Origin of the sequence: Streptomyces sp. NPDC001816 (assembly GCF_042892235.1) — a bacterium.
In the GTDB taxonomy this organism is placed as follows: domain Bacteria; phylum Actinomycetota; class Actinomycetes; order Streptomycetales; family Streptomycetaceae; genus Streptomyces.
The window spans coordinates 1,108,791-1,123,071 of the sequence record NZ_JBIATY010000001.1 but is presented as its reverse complement, the minus strand read 5'-3'; the positions used below and the strand labels follow the sequence as shown (position 1 = coordinate 1,123,071).

Annotated in this window: 8 protein-coding genes; 3 read left to right on the top strand and 5 right to left on the bottom strand. The window is 70.0% G+C overall.

The genetic code is table 11. The features are described from left to right. Positions 1 to 61: 61 nt before the first annotated feature. The gene (locus ACFYZZ_RS05110) at positions 62 to 940 is read left to right on the top strand and encodes a LysR substrate-binding domain-containing protein (protein ID WP_389171684.1); all 879 of its coding nucleotides are present in this window, start codon (positions 62 to 64) and stop codon (positions 938 to 940) included. On the opposite strand, the gene ACFYZZ_RS05105 is transcribed toward ACFYZZ_RS05110, so the two are convergent. Continuing rightward, on the bottom strand, positions 922 to 1,905 hold the full coding sequence (locus ACFYZZ_RS05105; protein WP_389171681.1) for an Lrp/AsnC family transcriptional regulator: 984 nt from the start codon (positions 1,903 to 1,905) through the stop codon (positions 922 to 924). The genes ACFYZZ_RS05110 and ACFYZZ_RS05105 overlap by 19 nt on opposite strands. 109 nt (positions 1,906 to 2,014) lie before the next feature. On the opposite strand from ACFYZZ_RS05105, the gene ACFYZZ_RS05100 reads away from it, so the two are divergent. Together ACFYZZ_RS05100 and ACFYZZ_RS05095 are read left to right on the top strand one after the other, a co-directional pair. Then, positions 2,015 to 3,514 carry an MFS transporter gene (locus ACFYZZ_RS05100; protein WP_389171678.1) on the top strand — a complete coding sequence of 500 codons (1,500 nt, stop codon included), beginning with the start codon at positions 2,015 to 2,017 and terminating at the stop codon, positions 3,512 to 3,514. Positions 3,515 to 3,754: 240 nt separating this feature from the next. After that, positions 3,755 to 5,581: an AMP-dependent synthetase/ligase gene (locus ACFYZZ_RS05095; RefSeq protein WP_389171675.1), complete on the top strand. Its 1,827-nt coding sequence runs from the start codon at positions 3,755 to 3,757 to the stop codon at positions 5,579 to 5,581. Positions 5,582 to 5,587: 6 nt separating this feature from the next. Here ACFYZZ_RS05095 and ACFYZZ_RS05090 read toward each other — a convergent pair whose 3' ends face one another. Genes ACFYZZ_RS05090 through ACFYZZ_RS05075 form a run of 4 tightly spaced genes read right to left on the bottom strand, consistent with a single transcriptional unit; the run spans position 5,588 to position 14,211 of the window. Further along, the gene (locus ACFYZZ_RS05090) at positions 5,588 to 7,618 is read right to left on the bottom strand and encodes a PQQ-dependent sugar dehydrogenase (RefSeq protein WP_389171671.1); all 2,031 of its coding nucleotides are present in this window, start codon (positions 7,616 to 7,618) and stop codon (positions 5,588 to 5,590) included. Between the two features lie 11 nt (positions 7,619 to 7,629). Beyond that, complete coding sequence (locus tag ACFYZZ_RS05085) at positions 7,630 to 12,237, bottom strand: glycosyl hydrolase family 28 protein (RefSeq protein WP_389171668.1); 4,608 nt, start codon at positions 12,235 to 12,237, stop codon at positions 7,630 to 7,632. 11 nt (positions 12,238 to 12,248) lie between these two features. Then, a complete protein-coding gene (locus ACFYZZ_RS05080; RefSeq protein ID WP_389171665.1) occupies positions 12,249 to 13,031 on the bottom strand; it encodes a heparin lyase I family protein in 783 nt (260 codons plus the stop codon). A 4-nt stretch (positions 13,032 to 13,035) separates the two neighbouring features. Beyond that, positions 13,036 to 14,211: a glycoside hydrolase family 105 protein gene (locus tag ACFYZZ_RS05075; RefSeq protein ID WP_389171662.1), complete on the bottom strand. Its 1,176-nt coding sequence runs from the start codon at positions 14,209 to 14,211 to the stop codon at positions 13,036 to 13,038. Between the last annotated feature and the right edge of the window lie 70 nt (positions 14,212 to 14,281).

Genomic DNA, 14,281 nt, shown 5'->3' with positions numbered 1-14,281 from the left:
AATCCCACATACCACTCTGACTGTCATCGTGTTCCGTGATGACCGGCGATAGGCTGGCGTCGTGTACGACCCCACCCAGCTGCGCACGTTCCTGGCGGTGGCGCAGACGCTCAGCTTCACGCAGGCCGCACGGCGGCTCGGGCTGCGCCAGTCCACGGTCAGCCAGCATGTGCGCCGACTGGAGGAGGCCACCGGCCGTCAGCTGTTCTCCCGGGACACCCACTCCGTGGAGCTGACCGAGGACGGCGAGGCGATGCTGGGCTTCGCCCGCCGGCTGCTGGAGGTGCACGAGCAGGCGACGGCGTTCTTCACCGGCACCCGGGTGCGGGGCCGGCTGCGCTTCGGTGCCTCGGAGGACTTCGTCCTCACCCGGCTGCCGGAGATCCTGGAGGGCTTCCGCCACGACCACCCGGAGGTCGACCTGGAGCTGACGGTGGAGCTGTCCGGCACCCTGCACGAGCAGCTGGCGGCCGGGAAGCTCGACCTGGTGCTCGCCAAGCGGCGCCCGCAGGATCCGCGCGGCGAGCTGGTGTGGCGCGACGACCTGGTGTGGATCGGCTCCGAGCACGTCCGTCTGGAGCCCGACCGGCCGGTCCCGCTGATCGTCTATCCCCCGCCCGGCATCACCCGCGCCCGCGCCCTGGAGGCGCTGGAGGAGCAGGGGCGCCACTGGCGGATCGCGTGCACCAGCGGCAGCCTCAACGGACTGATCGCCGCCGCCCGCGCGGGGCTCGGTGTCATGGCCCACTCGCGGCGGCTGATCCCGCCGGGGCTGTTCCGGGTACCGGACCGTTCGGGCCTGCCGGAGCTGGGCAAGGTGGACTTCGTCCTCGTGCACGGCCGGCGGCGAGGCACGGCCGACGCCGCGGCGAACGCGCTGGCGGCGGCGGTCCTGGCGGGCGGGGACCGGCTGCACCGCGGTCAGCGCGGCGGGCGCTGATACGTCAGCTGCTTGACCCGGCGCAGGAACGGCGTGGTCTCCACGTGCTGGACGCCCTCCAGCCGGCCGAGCGGTCCGCTGAGGTAGGCGTACAGGCTGCTCGTGTCACGGACGACCGCGGTGACGACGATGTGGGAGGGGCCGGCGGTGGCGGAGGCGAAGGCGATCTCGTCGTGGGTCGCGAGGGCCTCGCCGACGGTGTGCAGGGCGGCGGGGGCGGTGGTGATCCACAGGGCGGCGGCCCGGGCGTGGCCGAGGATCTCCGAGTTGTACTCGACGTCGATGTACACCGCTCCGGAGGCGAGCAGAGCTGCGAGGCGGCGCTTGACGGCGGACTCGGAGCGGCCGGTGGCGCGCTGCAGTTCGGGGTAGCCGGCCCGGCCGTCCTGTTGCAGGACGGCGAGGAGCGGCTCGTCCTCGGGGTCGATGCGGGCCGGTCCGGCCGGGGCCTGGGGCTCGGGGCGCAGGGCGGCGATCTGGTCGTCGTCGAGTGCCCGGAACTTGCGCAGCCAGCCGGTGGGTCCGCCGTAGAAGCGGTGCAGGAGCTGCTGGGCGCGGATCTCCACCACGCTCGGGGTGCGCGGCAGCTTGCCGAGGAGGAGGTCGTCGTGGTCGCCGGGGCTGCGCGGCCGGGTCATGCAGACGACCTCGGTACCGCCGGCGGCCAGGCCGATCCAGGCGGTGTCGGGGCGTTTGGCGAGCGCGTCGGCGATGACGGAGGCGCCGTCGGGGGCGCAGCGCAGGCGGAGCATCCACTGGTCCTGGCGGAGGGCTTCTGCGTCGCGCAGGGCGACGACCCTGAGGCCGCCCTCGGCGGACAGCCGGCGAAAGCGGCGCGCGATCGTCTGGTCGGAGACGCCGAGCACCTGCCCGATCCGGCTGAAGGAGGCCCGGCCGTCGACCTCCAGGGCGGACAGCAGCTGGAGGTCGAGCTGGTCGAAGGTGTCGGATTCCATCGTCAGCATGCGCTCCCCCGTCGGATTTCGTCGCTGCAGCGGCCTGTTCCGGGTTGATCGGCCGCGCTGTGCGCATCGTACGGAGCGATACGCAGCCGTCGTAAAGGGAGTTGAGGACATGCGTACATGGGGGACGCTCACGGCCGTGTGCCTGGGCACGTTCATGCTGCTGCTGGACGTGACGATCGTGGTGGTGGCGCTGCCGGACATGGCCGGTGCGCTGCACACGTCGCTGAGCGATCTGCAGTGGGTGGTCGACGGGTACGCGCTGGCGCTGGCGGCGCTGCTGCTGGGCGTGGGCGCGGCCGCCGACGTGCTGGGGCGGCGCCGGGTGCATGTGGCGGGCGTGGTGCTGTTCGCGGTGGCGTCGCTGCTGTGCGGGCTGGCGTCGGGGCCGGGTCTGCTGGTGGCCGCACGGGCGCTGCAGGGTGTCGGTGCGGCGGCGATGTTCGCGACGACGCTGCCGCTGCTGGGCTCGGTCTACCAGGGGCAGCGGCGGTCGGTGGCGCTCGGGGTGTGGGGCGCGGTGAGCGGCGGGGCCGCGGCGGTCGGCCCGGTGCTGGGCGGTCTGCTCACCGAGGGGCCGGGCTGGCGGTGGATCTTCTTCGTGAACCTGCCGGTGAGCGTCGCCGCCGTGTGGCTGACGCTGCGCGTGGTGCCGGAGTCCCGGGGGCCGCGCGGGATGCAGGTGGACTGGGCGGGTACGGCGGCCTTCGCCGGTTTCGCGGGCGGGGTGACGTACGCGGTGGTGCGGGCCGGTGAGGACGGCTGGACGGCGCCGGCGGCGCTCACGGCGTTCGGCTGCGCGGCGCTGGCGCTGATGGTCTTCGTGCTGGTGGAGCGGCGGTCGGCGCATCCGCTGCTGGACCTCGGGCTGCTGCGCAAGCCCGCGTTCGTGGGCGTGATGGCGGGGGCGTTCGCCTTCAACGGGGTGGCGTTCGGGGTGACGCCGTACGTGTCGATCTGGATGCAGACGCTGCTGGGCATGAGTCCGGTGCGGGGCGGGCTGACGCTGCTGCCGCTGACGGTCGCGGCGATGATCGTCGCCGTGCTGGTGGGGAAGCTGCTGCACGGTGTGCCGGCCCGGCTGACCATAGGCGGCGGGCTGCTGCTGATCGGCGCGGGCGACATCTGCCAGGCGGTGCTCGACGCGGATTCCAGCTGGCCGGCGCTGGTGCCGGGGTTCGTGCTTGTGGGCGTCGGCACCGGGTTCGTGTCGCCGACCGTGGCCGGGGCGGCGCTGGCGTCGGTGCCGCCGGAGCGGTCCGGGATGGCGGGCGGTGCGGTGAACACCGTCCGGCAGCTGGGGTTCGCGCTGGGGGTCGCGGTGTTCGGCACCGTCCTGACCTCCCGGATGACCGGTGCGCTCCCGCACGGCGCGGCCCACACGCTGGCCGGCGGCGGCGCGGCCGCTCTGCGCGGCAGCGTCCCGGAGCACACACTGCGTGCCGCGTTCGCCTCCGGCCTGAACGGCACACTGGTGGTCGCGGGCCTGGCCGGGATCGCGGCGGGTGCGCTGGTCCTGGTCCTGGTCAGGACACCGGGTGCGGAGCGGACCGGAGTGACGGAATCCGCTCCTGCGGCGCTGAAGGAGAGGACGAGGGTGCCCCGCACCTGAGTCCTCCGGGGGCGGCGGTGGGCCGTAATCGGGTCGTACAGATTCGGTGGAGATTACTCCGCCGAAACTTACTGAACCGTAAGTATTCTGTCCGACCCTTCCGCATGTGAGTGTATTTTCCGGGCACCGCCCACGCCGTTGGTGAGCATTGGTCGATTTCGCACCCCCTCCCGCCCCGACTGTGGGTGGGGTAGCTTTCACGGCGCTGTGCGGAGCGTCATAGGAACGGGGAGCGAGGGTTTGCGCGAGTTCACCACCCCTCCGTTGGCGTCGGCGCCGCCGGTGGGCGGCCTGGCCGACGTCGTCTTCGAGCATGCCCGGACGGACCCCCTGCACATCGCGCTGGGCCGCAAGGACGAGTCGGGCCAGTGGCGGGACGTGACCTCCGCCGAGTTCCGCGACGAGGTCCTCGCCCTGGCCAAGGGGCTCCTCGCCCGTGGCGTCCGGTTCGGCGACCGGGTCGCGATCATGTCCCGGACCCGCTACGAGTGGACCCTGTTCGACTTCGCGCTGTGGACGATCGGCGCCCAGGTGGTCCCGATCTACCCGACGTCCTCGGCCGAGCAGTGCTTCTGGATGCTGTACGACGCCGAGGTGTCGGCGGCGATCGTGGAGCACGAGGACCACGCGATGACCATCGCCACGGTCATCGACCGGCTGCCGCAGCTGCGCGAGCTGTGGCAGCTGGACGCCGGCTGTGTGCGGGAGCTGTACGACGCCGGCGCGCATCTGGACGACGAGGTGGTGCACCGGCACCGGCAGGCGGTCACCCCGGACTCGGTCGCCACGATCATCTACACCTCGGGCACGACCGGCCGCCCCAAGGGCTGTGTGCTCTCGCACGGGAACTTCATGTACGAGGCGGACACGGTCATCGAGCGGTGGGAGCCGGTGTTCCACTCCAAGAAGGGTGACGAGGCCTCCACGCTGCTGTTCCTGCCGCTGGCGCACGTCTTCGGGCGGATGGTGGAGGTCGCCGCGATCCGTGGCCGGGTCCGCTTCGGGCACCAGCCGCAGCTGCACGCGGCCGCGCTGCTGCCGGACCTGGCCGCGTTCCGGCCGACGTTCATCCTCGCGGTGCCGTACATCTTCGAGAAGGTGTTCAACGCAGCCCGGCGCAAGGCGGAGAAGGACGGCAAGTCGGGGCCGTTCGAGAAGGCGGTCGAGATCGCCGTGAAGTACGCCGACGCCATCGAGGCCAAGGCCTGGGGCACAGGGCCGGGCCCGTCGGCGGCCCTCAGGATGCAGCACCAGCTGTTCGACAAGCTCGTGTACGCGAAGGTCCGCGCGGCGATGGGCGGGCGGATCCGGAACGCGATGTCCGGCGGCTCGGCGATGGACCGCCGGCTGGGGCTGTTCTTCGCGGGCGCGGGCGTGCAGATCTACGAGGGCTACGGCCTGACCGAGTCGACGGCGGCGGCGACCGCGAACCCGCCCGACCGCACCCGCTACGGCACCGTCGGCCAGGCCATCCCGGGCGTCACCGTGCACATCGCGGACGACGGGGAGATCTGGCTGCACGGCGGCAACGTCTTCCAGGGCTACCTCAACAACCAGAAGGCCACCGACGCGACCCTGCACGACGGCTGGCTCGCCACCGGCGACCTCGGCTCCCTCGACGAGGACGGCTATCTGACCATCACCGGCCGCAAGAAGGAGATCCTGGTGACCTCCGGCGGCAAGAGCGTCTCCCCCGGTGTCCTGGAGGAGCGGGTCCGCGACCATCCGCTGGTCAACCAGTGCATCGTCGTCGGCAACGACCGCCCCTACATCGCCGCCCTGGTCACCCTGGAGCAGGAGGCCGTGGAGCACTGGCTGCAGATGCGCGGCAAGCCGAAGCTGACGCCCGCGGCGCTGGTACGGGACCCGGACCTGGAGGCGGAGGTGCGGCGGGCGGTGGTCGCCGCCAACACCCTCGTCTCGCAGGCCGAGTCCATCCGTACCTTCCGCATCCTGGCGCAGCCGTTCACCGAGGAACACGGCCTGCTGACACCGTCGTTGAAGCTGAAGCGGAAGGCGATCGAGAAGGCGTACGAGGCCGAGGTCGAGGCTCTCTACCAGGCCTGACCCCCGTCAGCTGATCGTCACCTTGAAGATCTTGTCGGATCCGTCCGCCGCTCCTCCGTTGTTGTCGCAGTTGGTGGTGGACAGCCACAGCTGGTCGGCGCCGGGCACCTTGGTGACGGTGCGCAGCCGGCCGTAGGTCCCGACGTAGTAGGCGGTCGGGGTGCCGACCTTCTCGGTGTCCCCGCTGATCGGGATGCGCCACAGCCGCTCGCCGCGCAGGGACGCCATGTAGACGACGTTGCGGACGATGGCGATACCGCTGGGCGAGGCCTCGGAGACGTTCCAGGTGGCCTTGGGGTTGGTCATGCCGGCGACGGAGCAGTTGCCTTCGCAGGTCGGCCAGCCGTAGTTGGCGCCGGGCTTGATGAGGTTCAGCTCGTCCTTGGAGCTGTTGCCGAACTCGGCCTCCCACAGGCGCCCGTTGCGGTCGAAGGCGAGGCCCTGCGGATTGCGGTGGCCCAGGGAGTAGACGTAGTTGCCGAAGGGGTTGCCGGGGGCCGGCTTGCCGTCGGTCGTCATGCGCAGGATCTTGCCGTTGAGGGAGTTCTTGTCCTGCGCGAGTTCGGGTGTCTGGGCCTCGCCGGTGGAGACGTACAGATAGCCGTCGGGGCCGAAGGCGAGGCGGCCGCCGTTGTGGTAGCGGTTCTTCTTGATGCCCTGGAGCAGCACCTTGTAGTCGGTGAGTTGGGTGCCGTCGTAGGTCATGCGGACGACGCGGTTGCCCTCGGACGCGGTGTGCATGAAGTAGACGTAGTGGTCGGTGTCCCACCTGGGGTCGACGGCGACCCCGAGCAGCCCGCCCTCGCCGTTGGTGGTGACGGCGTTCGGGACGGTGCCCACCTGGGTCTTCGTGCCGTCCTTGGTGACCTTCCAGACCCGGAAGTCGTCGCGCTCGGTGACCAGCGCGGTCTTGCCGTCGGGCATCCAGTAGGTGCCCCACGGGATCGTCCAGCCCGTCGACAGCGTGGCCACGGAGGACGGGACACCGCCGTCGGTGGCGCAGGCCTTGGTGGTGAAGGTGACGGTGTTGCTCGGCTGCGAGACGTTCCCGGCCGCGTCCCGGGCGACGACGTTCAGCGAGTACGGGCTGTTGCAGGCGAGACCGGTGAGGGTGGTCGACGTACCGCCGGTGACGGTCTTGTAGACGGTGGTGTCGCTGCGTACGTCGTAGGCGACGACGGCGCGGTCGTCCGTCGACGCGCCCCAGCTGAGGTCGGCCGTGTTCGCCGTGATGCCGGCCGCGGACAGGGTGCCGGGTGCGGTCGGCGGTGTGCTGTCGGAGCTGGGCTTCGTCGTGCAGTCGACGACGGGGCTGGCCGGGGAGGTGTTGCCGGCCGCGTCCCGGGCGATGACGGTCAGGTTGTAGGTGGTGTTGGGGGTGAGCCCGGTCAGTGCCTTGCCGGTCGCGCTCCCGGGCGCCTCGCTGATCTTGTTGCCGTGCTCGTAGATGTCGTACGCCGCCACGCCCACGTTGTCGGTGGAGGCACCCCAACCGAGGGTGAGGCCGCTCTCGCCGATGTCGGAGCAGCCGGGCTGCCCGGGTCGGGTCGGGGCCTGGGTGTCGGTCGCCGCGGCGACGCCGATGCGGTCCAGGTTGGGGCCGCCGTCGGCGGTGGTGGCGGTCGCGCGGATCGTGTTGGACCCGGCGGCGAGCGGCACGTTGACGGTTCGGGTGGCCCAGGTGTTCCAGTCGGCGGTGGCCGGGAAGGAGACCGCGGGCGCGGCGACCGTGCCGCCGACGGAGATGTCCATCAGGCGGTCGGTGGAGGTGCCGTTGGCGTAGCGGAGGGTGACCGCTGCGGTGCCGGCGGCGGCCGCGTTCACCGTGAACTCCACGTAGGAGCCCTTGACGTTGGTGTAGTCGACGAAGCCGGTGCCCGTGTAGCCGGTGTGGTTGGTGGCGACGGTGCCCTGGGAGATCCGGGCGTCCTCGGCCTGGTAGTCGGTGGCGGCGAGGGCGGTGCCCTGACTCAGACCGGCCAGGGGCAGCACAAGGGCCGCGGCCAGGCCGTACGGCAGAACTCTCTTGAGATTCATGGGTGTTCCCCTCAGCCCGTGTACTGGGCGAAGACCTTCAGGTAGTCGTACGGCTGCTGTGTCACGCCGCTCGACTGGTCGGTGCCGCCGGTCAGCGGTCGCGAGCCCGGGGACGCCGCGGCCTTCGTGGAGTCGACCGGCATCACCCGGATCAGCCGGGTCTCGCCGGGGCGCAGGGTCGCGCTGTAGGAGCCGGCGACCACACCCTTGTGGGAGCCGGACCAGAGGTCGGTGACGTCGCCGGAACCGGTGAAGCCGACCTGGGACCAGTTCACACTGACCGTGGCGTTGCCGGAGGTTCCGGTGTTGAACAGCGCCACCACATGGTCGCCGCTGTTCTCGCGTTTGCTCCAGACCTGCTTGACACCACTGTTCACGAGGCGCTTCGCGGCCACGCCGTCCTGGTCGACGCCGATCAGCCGGTCGTTGGTCAGCATCGCCTTGTCGACGGGGTCGAGGTGGGTGAGGTCGGTGCCGAGCAGCAGGGGCGCGCCCGCCATCGCCCACAGGGTGAAGTGCGAGCGCCGCTGGTCGGCGGTGAGCCCCACCTGGTCGCCGTTGCCGATCTCCAGGGAGTCCAGGTCGTTCCAGCCGCCGGGTCCTGCGTACGGCTGCCAGTCGGCGGCCGAGGTGAAACGGGCAAAGACGTGGGACCAGTCGGTGAGCGGATAGCCGCTGCCGTGCGAACCGGGTCCGCAGTAGCACTCGACGTCGCCCTGGGTGCGCCAGCTGTTCGCCAGCTGCCGCCAGGTCGAGGCGTTCGCGATCGGCAGGTTGTTGGAGAGGGCGAAGGTGATGGGCCGTCCGGTGGCGCGCAGCGCCTTGTCCCAGGCCTGGACGTCGGGGACGTCCTGGCTGCCCACGCCGTCGATCTTCAGGTAGTCGACTCCCCAGGACGCGAACTGCTTGGCCCACGAGTTCACGAACTCCTGCGCGCCCGGCTTGGAGTAGTCGATGTAGTACATGTTCTTGCAGTTGTAGTTCTTCTCCGTCTTCGAGGTGTCCGCGATGTCCTTCGCGTGGTACGACGTGCCCTCGATCGGGGTGTTCCTGGTGACGGCGTTCTTCGCGATGCCGGGAGTGACGTAGAAACCGAACTTCAGGCCCCTGGAGTGGACGTAGTCGGCGAGCGCCTTGATACCGCCGGGGAACTTGTCGGTGTCGACGGCCCAGCGGCCGTAGGAGTCGACGACGAAGCCGTTCGAGTCGCACTTCTGCCAGAAGTCGTCGAGGTTGACGTGCACGAAGCCGTGGTCCTTCAGGCCGCTCGACGCCAGCGCGTCGGCCTGGGCCCTGATCTTCGCCTCGGTCGGCAGGCGGCGCACGAAACTCCAGCTGCTCCAGCCCATGGCGGGACGCAGGGACTGGCCGTTGTCCGACCTGGTGGTGAACGCCGATGGTGTCGCGTACGAGGTGCCGATCCACGCCTCGTCGATCCGCAGCCGCTTGTAGCGGGTGGTATCGGTCGACGCGGCCCAGGTGGAGTCCACCTCCAGGCGTACGTAGCGGGCGTTCGCGGCGGTGAGGTCGAGGCCCTGGATGCCGCGCCGACTCGGGAGCTGCCCGGTCTTCACCGCGCTCCCCCAGGTCGAGCCGTCATTGCTGAGGTACACCTTGTAGTCCTTGATCCGCGCCGACTGCTCGGTGTCCGAGCGGGCGTAGGCGACGGAGTCCTCGCGCTGGTTGAGGCCGATGTACTGCACCTTCTTCGCCGCGCCGAGGTCGAAGGTGAGGCTGACCGGCAGGGTCTTGTCGTTGTCCCAGTAGGTGAGGTGGTCGCCGTCGCCGGCCGCGGAGCCGGTGTGACCGCTCGCCGAGGTGCTCGCGGTCACCTTGACGCCGGTGAGGATGCCCTGGCGGCCGGCGCTGGTGACCTTGAAGACGGTGTCGTACGGGTCCCAGGAGCCGAGCCCGGTCAGCGTCAGCACACCGCCGGACTGCGACCAGGAAACCACCTTGCCCGTACGGAGGTTGGTGACGGACGCGATGCGGTACCCGTTGTCGCGGATGCGCAGAGTGCTGGTGCTGGGCGGGGTCAGGACGTGGATGTACTGGCGGTTCGGGTCCGTCCTGCTGATCGTGGTCACGCCATGGGCGCCGTCGTTCCAGAAGCCCGGTTTGAGGCCGCCGTACAGGTAGCCGCCGCCCTCGGTGCCGTGCAGGGACTCCCAGATGGGGTCGAGGTAGCTGTCGGCGAAGGTGTTGAAGGCGGCCTGGTTGGCCGGGAACTTGCCGTTGACCTGGGCGGTCTCGGCCATCAGGGCTTTGACCGAGGAGCCGGCGTTGGTGACGAGGCGGCCCAGGGTGAGCGCTCGGTCGACCGACGGGTTCGAGCCGTCGTACCACCAGGCGCCGGTCGAGGGCAGCTTGAAGTCCGCTTCGGTCAGCCGGGGTTGGGCCGTGTACACGGCCTGGGGGTAGTCGTAGGCGGGCGTCATCCCCGTCTTCTGCTCATTGCTGATCATGTCCATGATCGGCGTGTCTTCGTTGTTGTTGCTGAGCGTGTAGTTCGGGCGCTTCTGGTAGATCTGCGCGTAGAGGTTGTGGCTCTCCCAGTACGCGTTGTCGTTGTCGATCCAGAAGCCGCCGAGGTCGGGGTAGCGGTCCATGACCTCGAAGAAGTTGTCGTAACTGAACTGCCCGAAGCCCTCGCGGGTGGTCAGGTCGACGTTCTTGCCCTTGTGGGCGGAGTAGGCGGCCGAGTCGAGCCACTCGTGGCCGCCCTCGGCGTGCCACTGGGGGTCGTCGGTCATGTAGAGGATGACCTTCATGCCCTTGGCCTTGGCGGCCGTGATCAGCTCGCCGAGGAAGTCCCGCTTGGTGGAGCAGGAACCGGGGATCTTGGACGGCCAGGGGCGGGCGTAGCCCAGTCGGCTGTGGAACGTGGCCAGGACGAGGTACTGCGTGTGCAGTTTGCGGGCTTCGTTCACCCAGTAGTCCGGGGTCCAGCCGCCGCTGGTGACGTCGTTCTCCCAGGCGCCGCAGCTGGTGTGGGCGGGGGCGGTGCGCAGGCCCCAGTGCAGGAAGAGGCCGCCGACCGAGGCCCGGAGGAAGTCCTGGCGGGAGTTCTCCAGATCGAGGGGCCTGGCCGCCGTCCCGCAGTTTTCGGTGGACCCGGTGGACGAGATCCGCAGGCCGCCGCCCGAGGTGGTGCGGCTGTCCGTCAGGCAGTAGCCGGTGACGTCTTGGAAGCCGGCGTCGTGCGGGGAGCCGGCGCCGCGCTGGGCGGTGAAGCGGGTGAAGCGGATGTCGCTCGCCGCGTTGGCGATGACCGCCGGACGGCCGTCGTCGTCGCCGGACTTCACGGAGCTGTCGGTGAACCGCACATGGTCGGCGTTGTGCAGGTACCAGCCGTAGGCCGGCCGGGTGCCGATGCTCTTGGGGTTGTAGTCGTTCGGGTCGTTGCTGGGCACCGCGGTGGACATGGTGCCGTTGCCGCCGGGCACGGTGATGTCGACGTGGTGGAAGGTGATGCCGCTGATCCGGTGGCCCCTCTCGCCCCACAGGGTCGGGCTGAAGGACGGGCTGTTGCCGGTGGCCGTGACGTCGTCGTACGTCACGTCGCTGATCGAGCCGACACCCGGGCTGTTGCCGCAGCGCTTGCGTGTGCCGATCTTCTGCATGATCGGCGAGTGGACGTTCCTCATGGTGATGTCGCGGTAGTGGACGTCGGAGATCTTCGCGCCGTCCATGGACACCATGCCGAGGCCGGACTTGTCGGCGCCCTCGATACGGATCCTCTCGAACTGGTAGTCCGAGAAGTCGCCGCAGGTCTCGGAGCCGAACATCAGGGCGTTGCAGCACCGCGCCGAGAGGTATGAATCGCTCACCCGGACATGGCCGTTGGGGAGCTTGGCGCCGAGGGCGTAGTCGCTCTTGAAGACGAGCGCGTCGTCGTTGGCCCTGATGTGCGCGTTGGTGACCGTGACGTCGGTCGTGGAGATGATGTTCCAGCCGTCGCGGTCGCTCGCGGTGTCGATGGTCAGGTGGTCCGACGTCACGATCTTGCAGCCGTTGACGAGGGCGGCGAAGTGGCCGCCTCGGCGCAGGGTGAGGCCGTCGCCGATCCGCAGTCCGTCGCAGCGGGTCAGCGAGAGGATCTTGTCGGCCTCGCCCGGTTTCGGGTTGCCGGTGATCAGGTTGCCGCCGCCGTCGATGACCCCGCCGCCGACGAAGCCGATGTTCGTGAGCCGGTCGCCGGAGATCATCGCGTTGTGGAAGTGGCTGTGCCCGTAGTCCTGGTACTTGTCGTAGGGGTTGGACTCCGGCGGGTCGTAGGTGTCCGCGGAGGAGCCCTGGATCGTGGCGCCCGTGTCGACCTGGAGCGTCACGTCGCTCTTCATGTGGATGGTGTTCTTGGACTTGTAGGTGCCGGCCGGGAAGCGGACGGTGCCGCCGCCAGCCGAACTCGCCGCGGTGATGGCCTTGTTGACGGCGGGGGTGTCGTTGGTGGAACCGTCGCCCTTGGCGCCGTAGTCGCGCACGTCGAAGACGGCGGCGGCGCGGGGCGCGGGCTCGGGGGCCGCGAGGGCGGCGGGGTGGGTGAGGCCGAGGACGACGGCGACGACGAACAGGACGATCGCCGCCGCACCTCTGCCGTGCGGGGGGCTGGAAGGCATGGGACGGCTCCTCAGACGAGTTGGTAGCCGCGGAGGTTGGTGAGCAGGAGATAGGTGTTCTGCAGGGAGCCGGAGGTGTCGCCGAGGGAGCGGTAGATGCCCCACTTCGGGCGGACGCGGTCGGCGAGGAAGGTGTCGACGCCGGTCCTCGCCTTGTCGATCACGGTCGTCGAGCCGCTCCTGAGGATCCAGCGGACCGAACCTGCCGAACCGTTGCCGACCTTGATCTGGAAGTCGACGTCGGTCCACTTGTCGTGCAGCGGATCGAGGTCGGTGCGGCCGACCAGGACGTCGTCGATCGCGAGCCGCAGCTCGATGGTCTGCTTGCCGTTCACCCGGCGCAGGGACTGGACGACGATCGGCGACGTACCGTTGCCGGGCTGCTTCATCTGCATGATGTGCGTGAAGGTGGCGGTCGCCTTCAGCGAGCTGGGGATGTACATCGAGTACGTGATCCGCCAGGTCTGGCCCTCGGTCCACTTGAGGTAGCTGCTGCCGCTCGTGCGCAGGCCGGTGACCTCCTGGCGCTGGCGGTCGGTCGAGGTGTCGCGGTCGACCGTGTGCATGGTGAAGCGCCAGTTGTCGCCCGTGGCGTGGATGTGCGGGTGCCCCGCGGGGTGCGAGTCGGCGCGGTCGTCCTCGACGGTCTCGAAGGCGCCCAGTCCGTCGGCGCTCGCGGACGGGGACCACTTGAGCTGCCAGGACGCGGCCCGGGCCGGGTTCGGCAGGCCGACGGCGGCTCCGGCCGCGCCGCCCAGCGCGGCGCCGAGCACCGCCCTTCTGGACGTGCTCATGACATCAGTCTCCTCGTAGTTGCTCGTTCATGATCAGGAAGGCGCCCAGGCCGTGGAAGTCGTTGACGGCCCGGGTACGGGCGGCGTAGTACGCGTAGTCGCCGACGTTGGTGCCGACGGAGATGTCGGCGAGGTTGGTGCGGCCGTCGGCACCGACCGAGATCTTCGCCAGCACGCCCTGGTAGCCACGCCGGGCGACGGCCGCGTAGTGCGGGTCGAGATAGTCCTGCTGCACACCGCGCGAGAGGGCGTAGGCGAACATGCTGGAGCAGGACGTCTCGGTCCAGTCGTCGCTTCTGCTCCCCTTGTCCATGACCTGGAACCAACGGCCACTGGCCGGGTCCTGGTACCGCTCCAGGCCTGCCGCCAGCCGCCGGAAGATGCCGAGGAGTTGGGGCCGCCGGGAGTGGTTCGCCGGGATCGCGTCGAGGACGCCGACGATCGCCATCGAGTACCAGCCGACCGCGCGGCACCAGTGCTCGGGGGCGAGCCCGGTCTGCGGGTCGGCCCAGCTCGCGCTCCTCGACTCGTCGTAGGCGTGCTTCAACAGGCCGCCTGCGACCTGGAGATGGCTGCCGTAGACGTCGAGCTGCCTGGCCGCCTCGTCGTTCGTGTACGCGCTGTCGCCGAACTCCCTGCCGTACTCGACGAGGAACGGGTTCACCATGTAGACGCCGTCCGCCCAGAGCTGGTGGGCGCGGCTGCTGTTGTCCGCGTGCCAGAAGCCGCCGTCGGCCGTGCGTGGGTAAGTGGCGAGGCGGTCGCGGATCTTCTTCGCCGCCTTGCGGTAGCGGTCCTGGCCGGTCTCGTGGTGCAGGATCACCAGGAGGCGGCCGGCCTGCATGCTGTCCAGGTTGTTGGAGGACTGGCCGATGGAGCCGTCGCTCTTCACGAAGCGGTCGACGTAGTTCTTGATGTAGGTGAGGTAGCGCGCTTCGTGGGTGCGCCGGTAGGTGAGGTACTGGCCGTAGAGGTAGAGGCCGACCGGGTAGGACCAGCCGCCGATGCCGGCGGGCGTGTAGCGGGCCATGGTGGAGTCGACCACGGCCGTGGACCAGTCGGGGGCGGCGGCAGGCCGGGGCAGGGCGGGAGCGGGGGCGGCTGCGGCCGGGGGGAGCGCTACCAGGCCGGTGGTGAGCGCGAGTGCCGTCAGGGCCGCGCGCAGGCGTCGGCGTCTCATGTTCCTTCCTCTCGCTGAACTTCTGGCTGGACTTGTCGCGGGGCCTCTCGCCGAACTTGTCGCGAGGGCT

Coding starts and splice junctions, on each gene's coding strand:
- ACFYZZ_RS05105 (WP_389171681.1), bottom strand. CDS start 1,905: ATGCTGACGATGGAATCCGACACCTTCGACCAGCTCGACCTCCAGCTG.
- ACFYZZ_RS05080 (WP_389171665.1), bottom strand. CDS start 13,031: ATGAGCACGTCCAGAAGGGCGGTGCTCGGCGCCGCGCTGGGCGGCGCG.
- ACFYZZ_RS05090 (WP_389171671.1), bottom strand. CDS start 7,618: ATGAATCTCAAGAGAGTTCTGCCGTACGGCCTGGCCGCGGCCCTTGTG.
- ACFYZZ_RS05100 (WP_389171678.1), top strand. CDS start 2,015: ATGCGTACATGGGGGACGCTCACGGCCGTGTGCCTGGGCACGTTCATG.
- ACFYZZ_RS05075 (WP_389171662.1), bottom strand. CDS start 14,211: ATGAGACGCCGACGCCTGCGCGCGGCCCTGACGGCACTCGCGCTCACC.
- ACFYZZ_RS05085 (WP_389171668.1), bottom strand. CDS start 12,237: ATGCCTTCCAGCCCCCCGCACGGCAGAGGTGCGGCGGCGATCGTCCTG.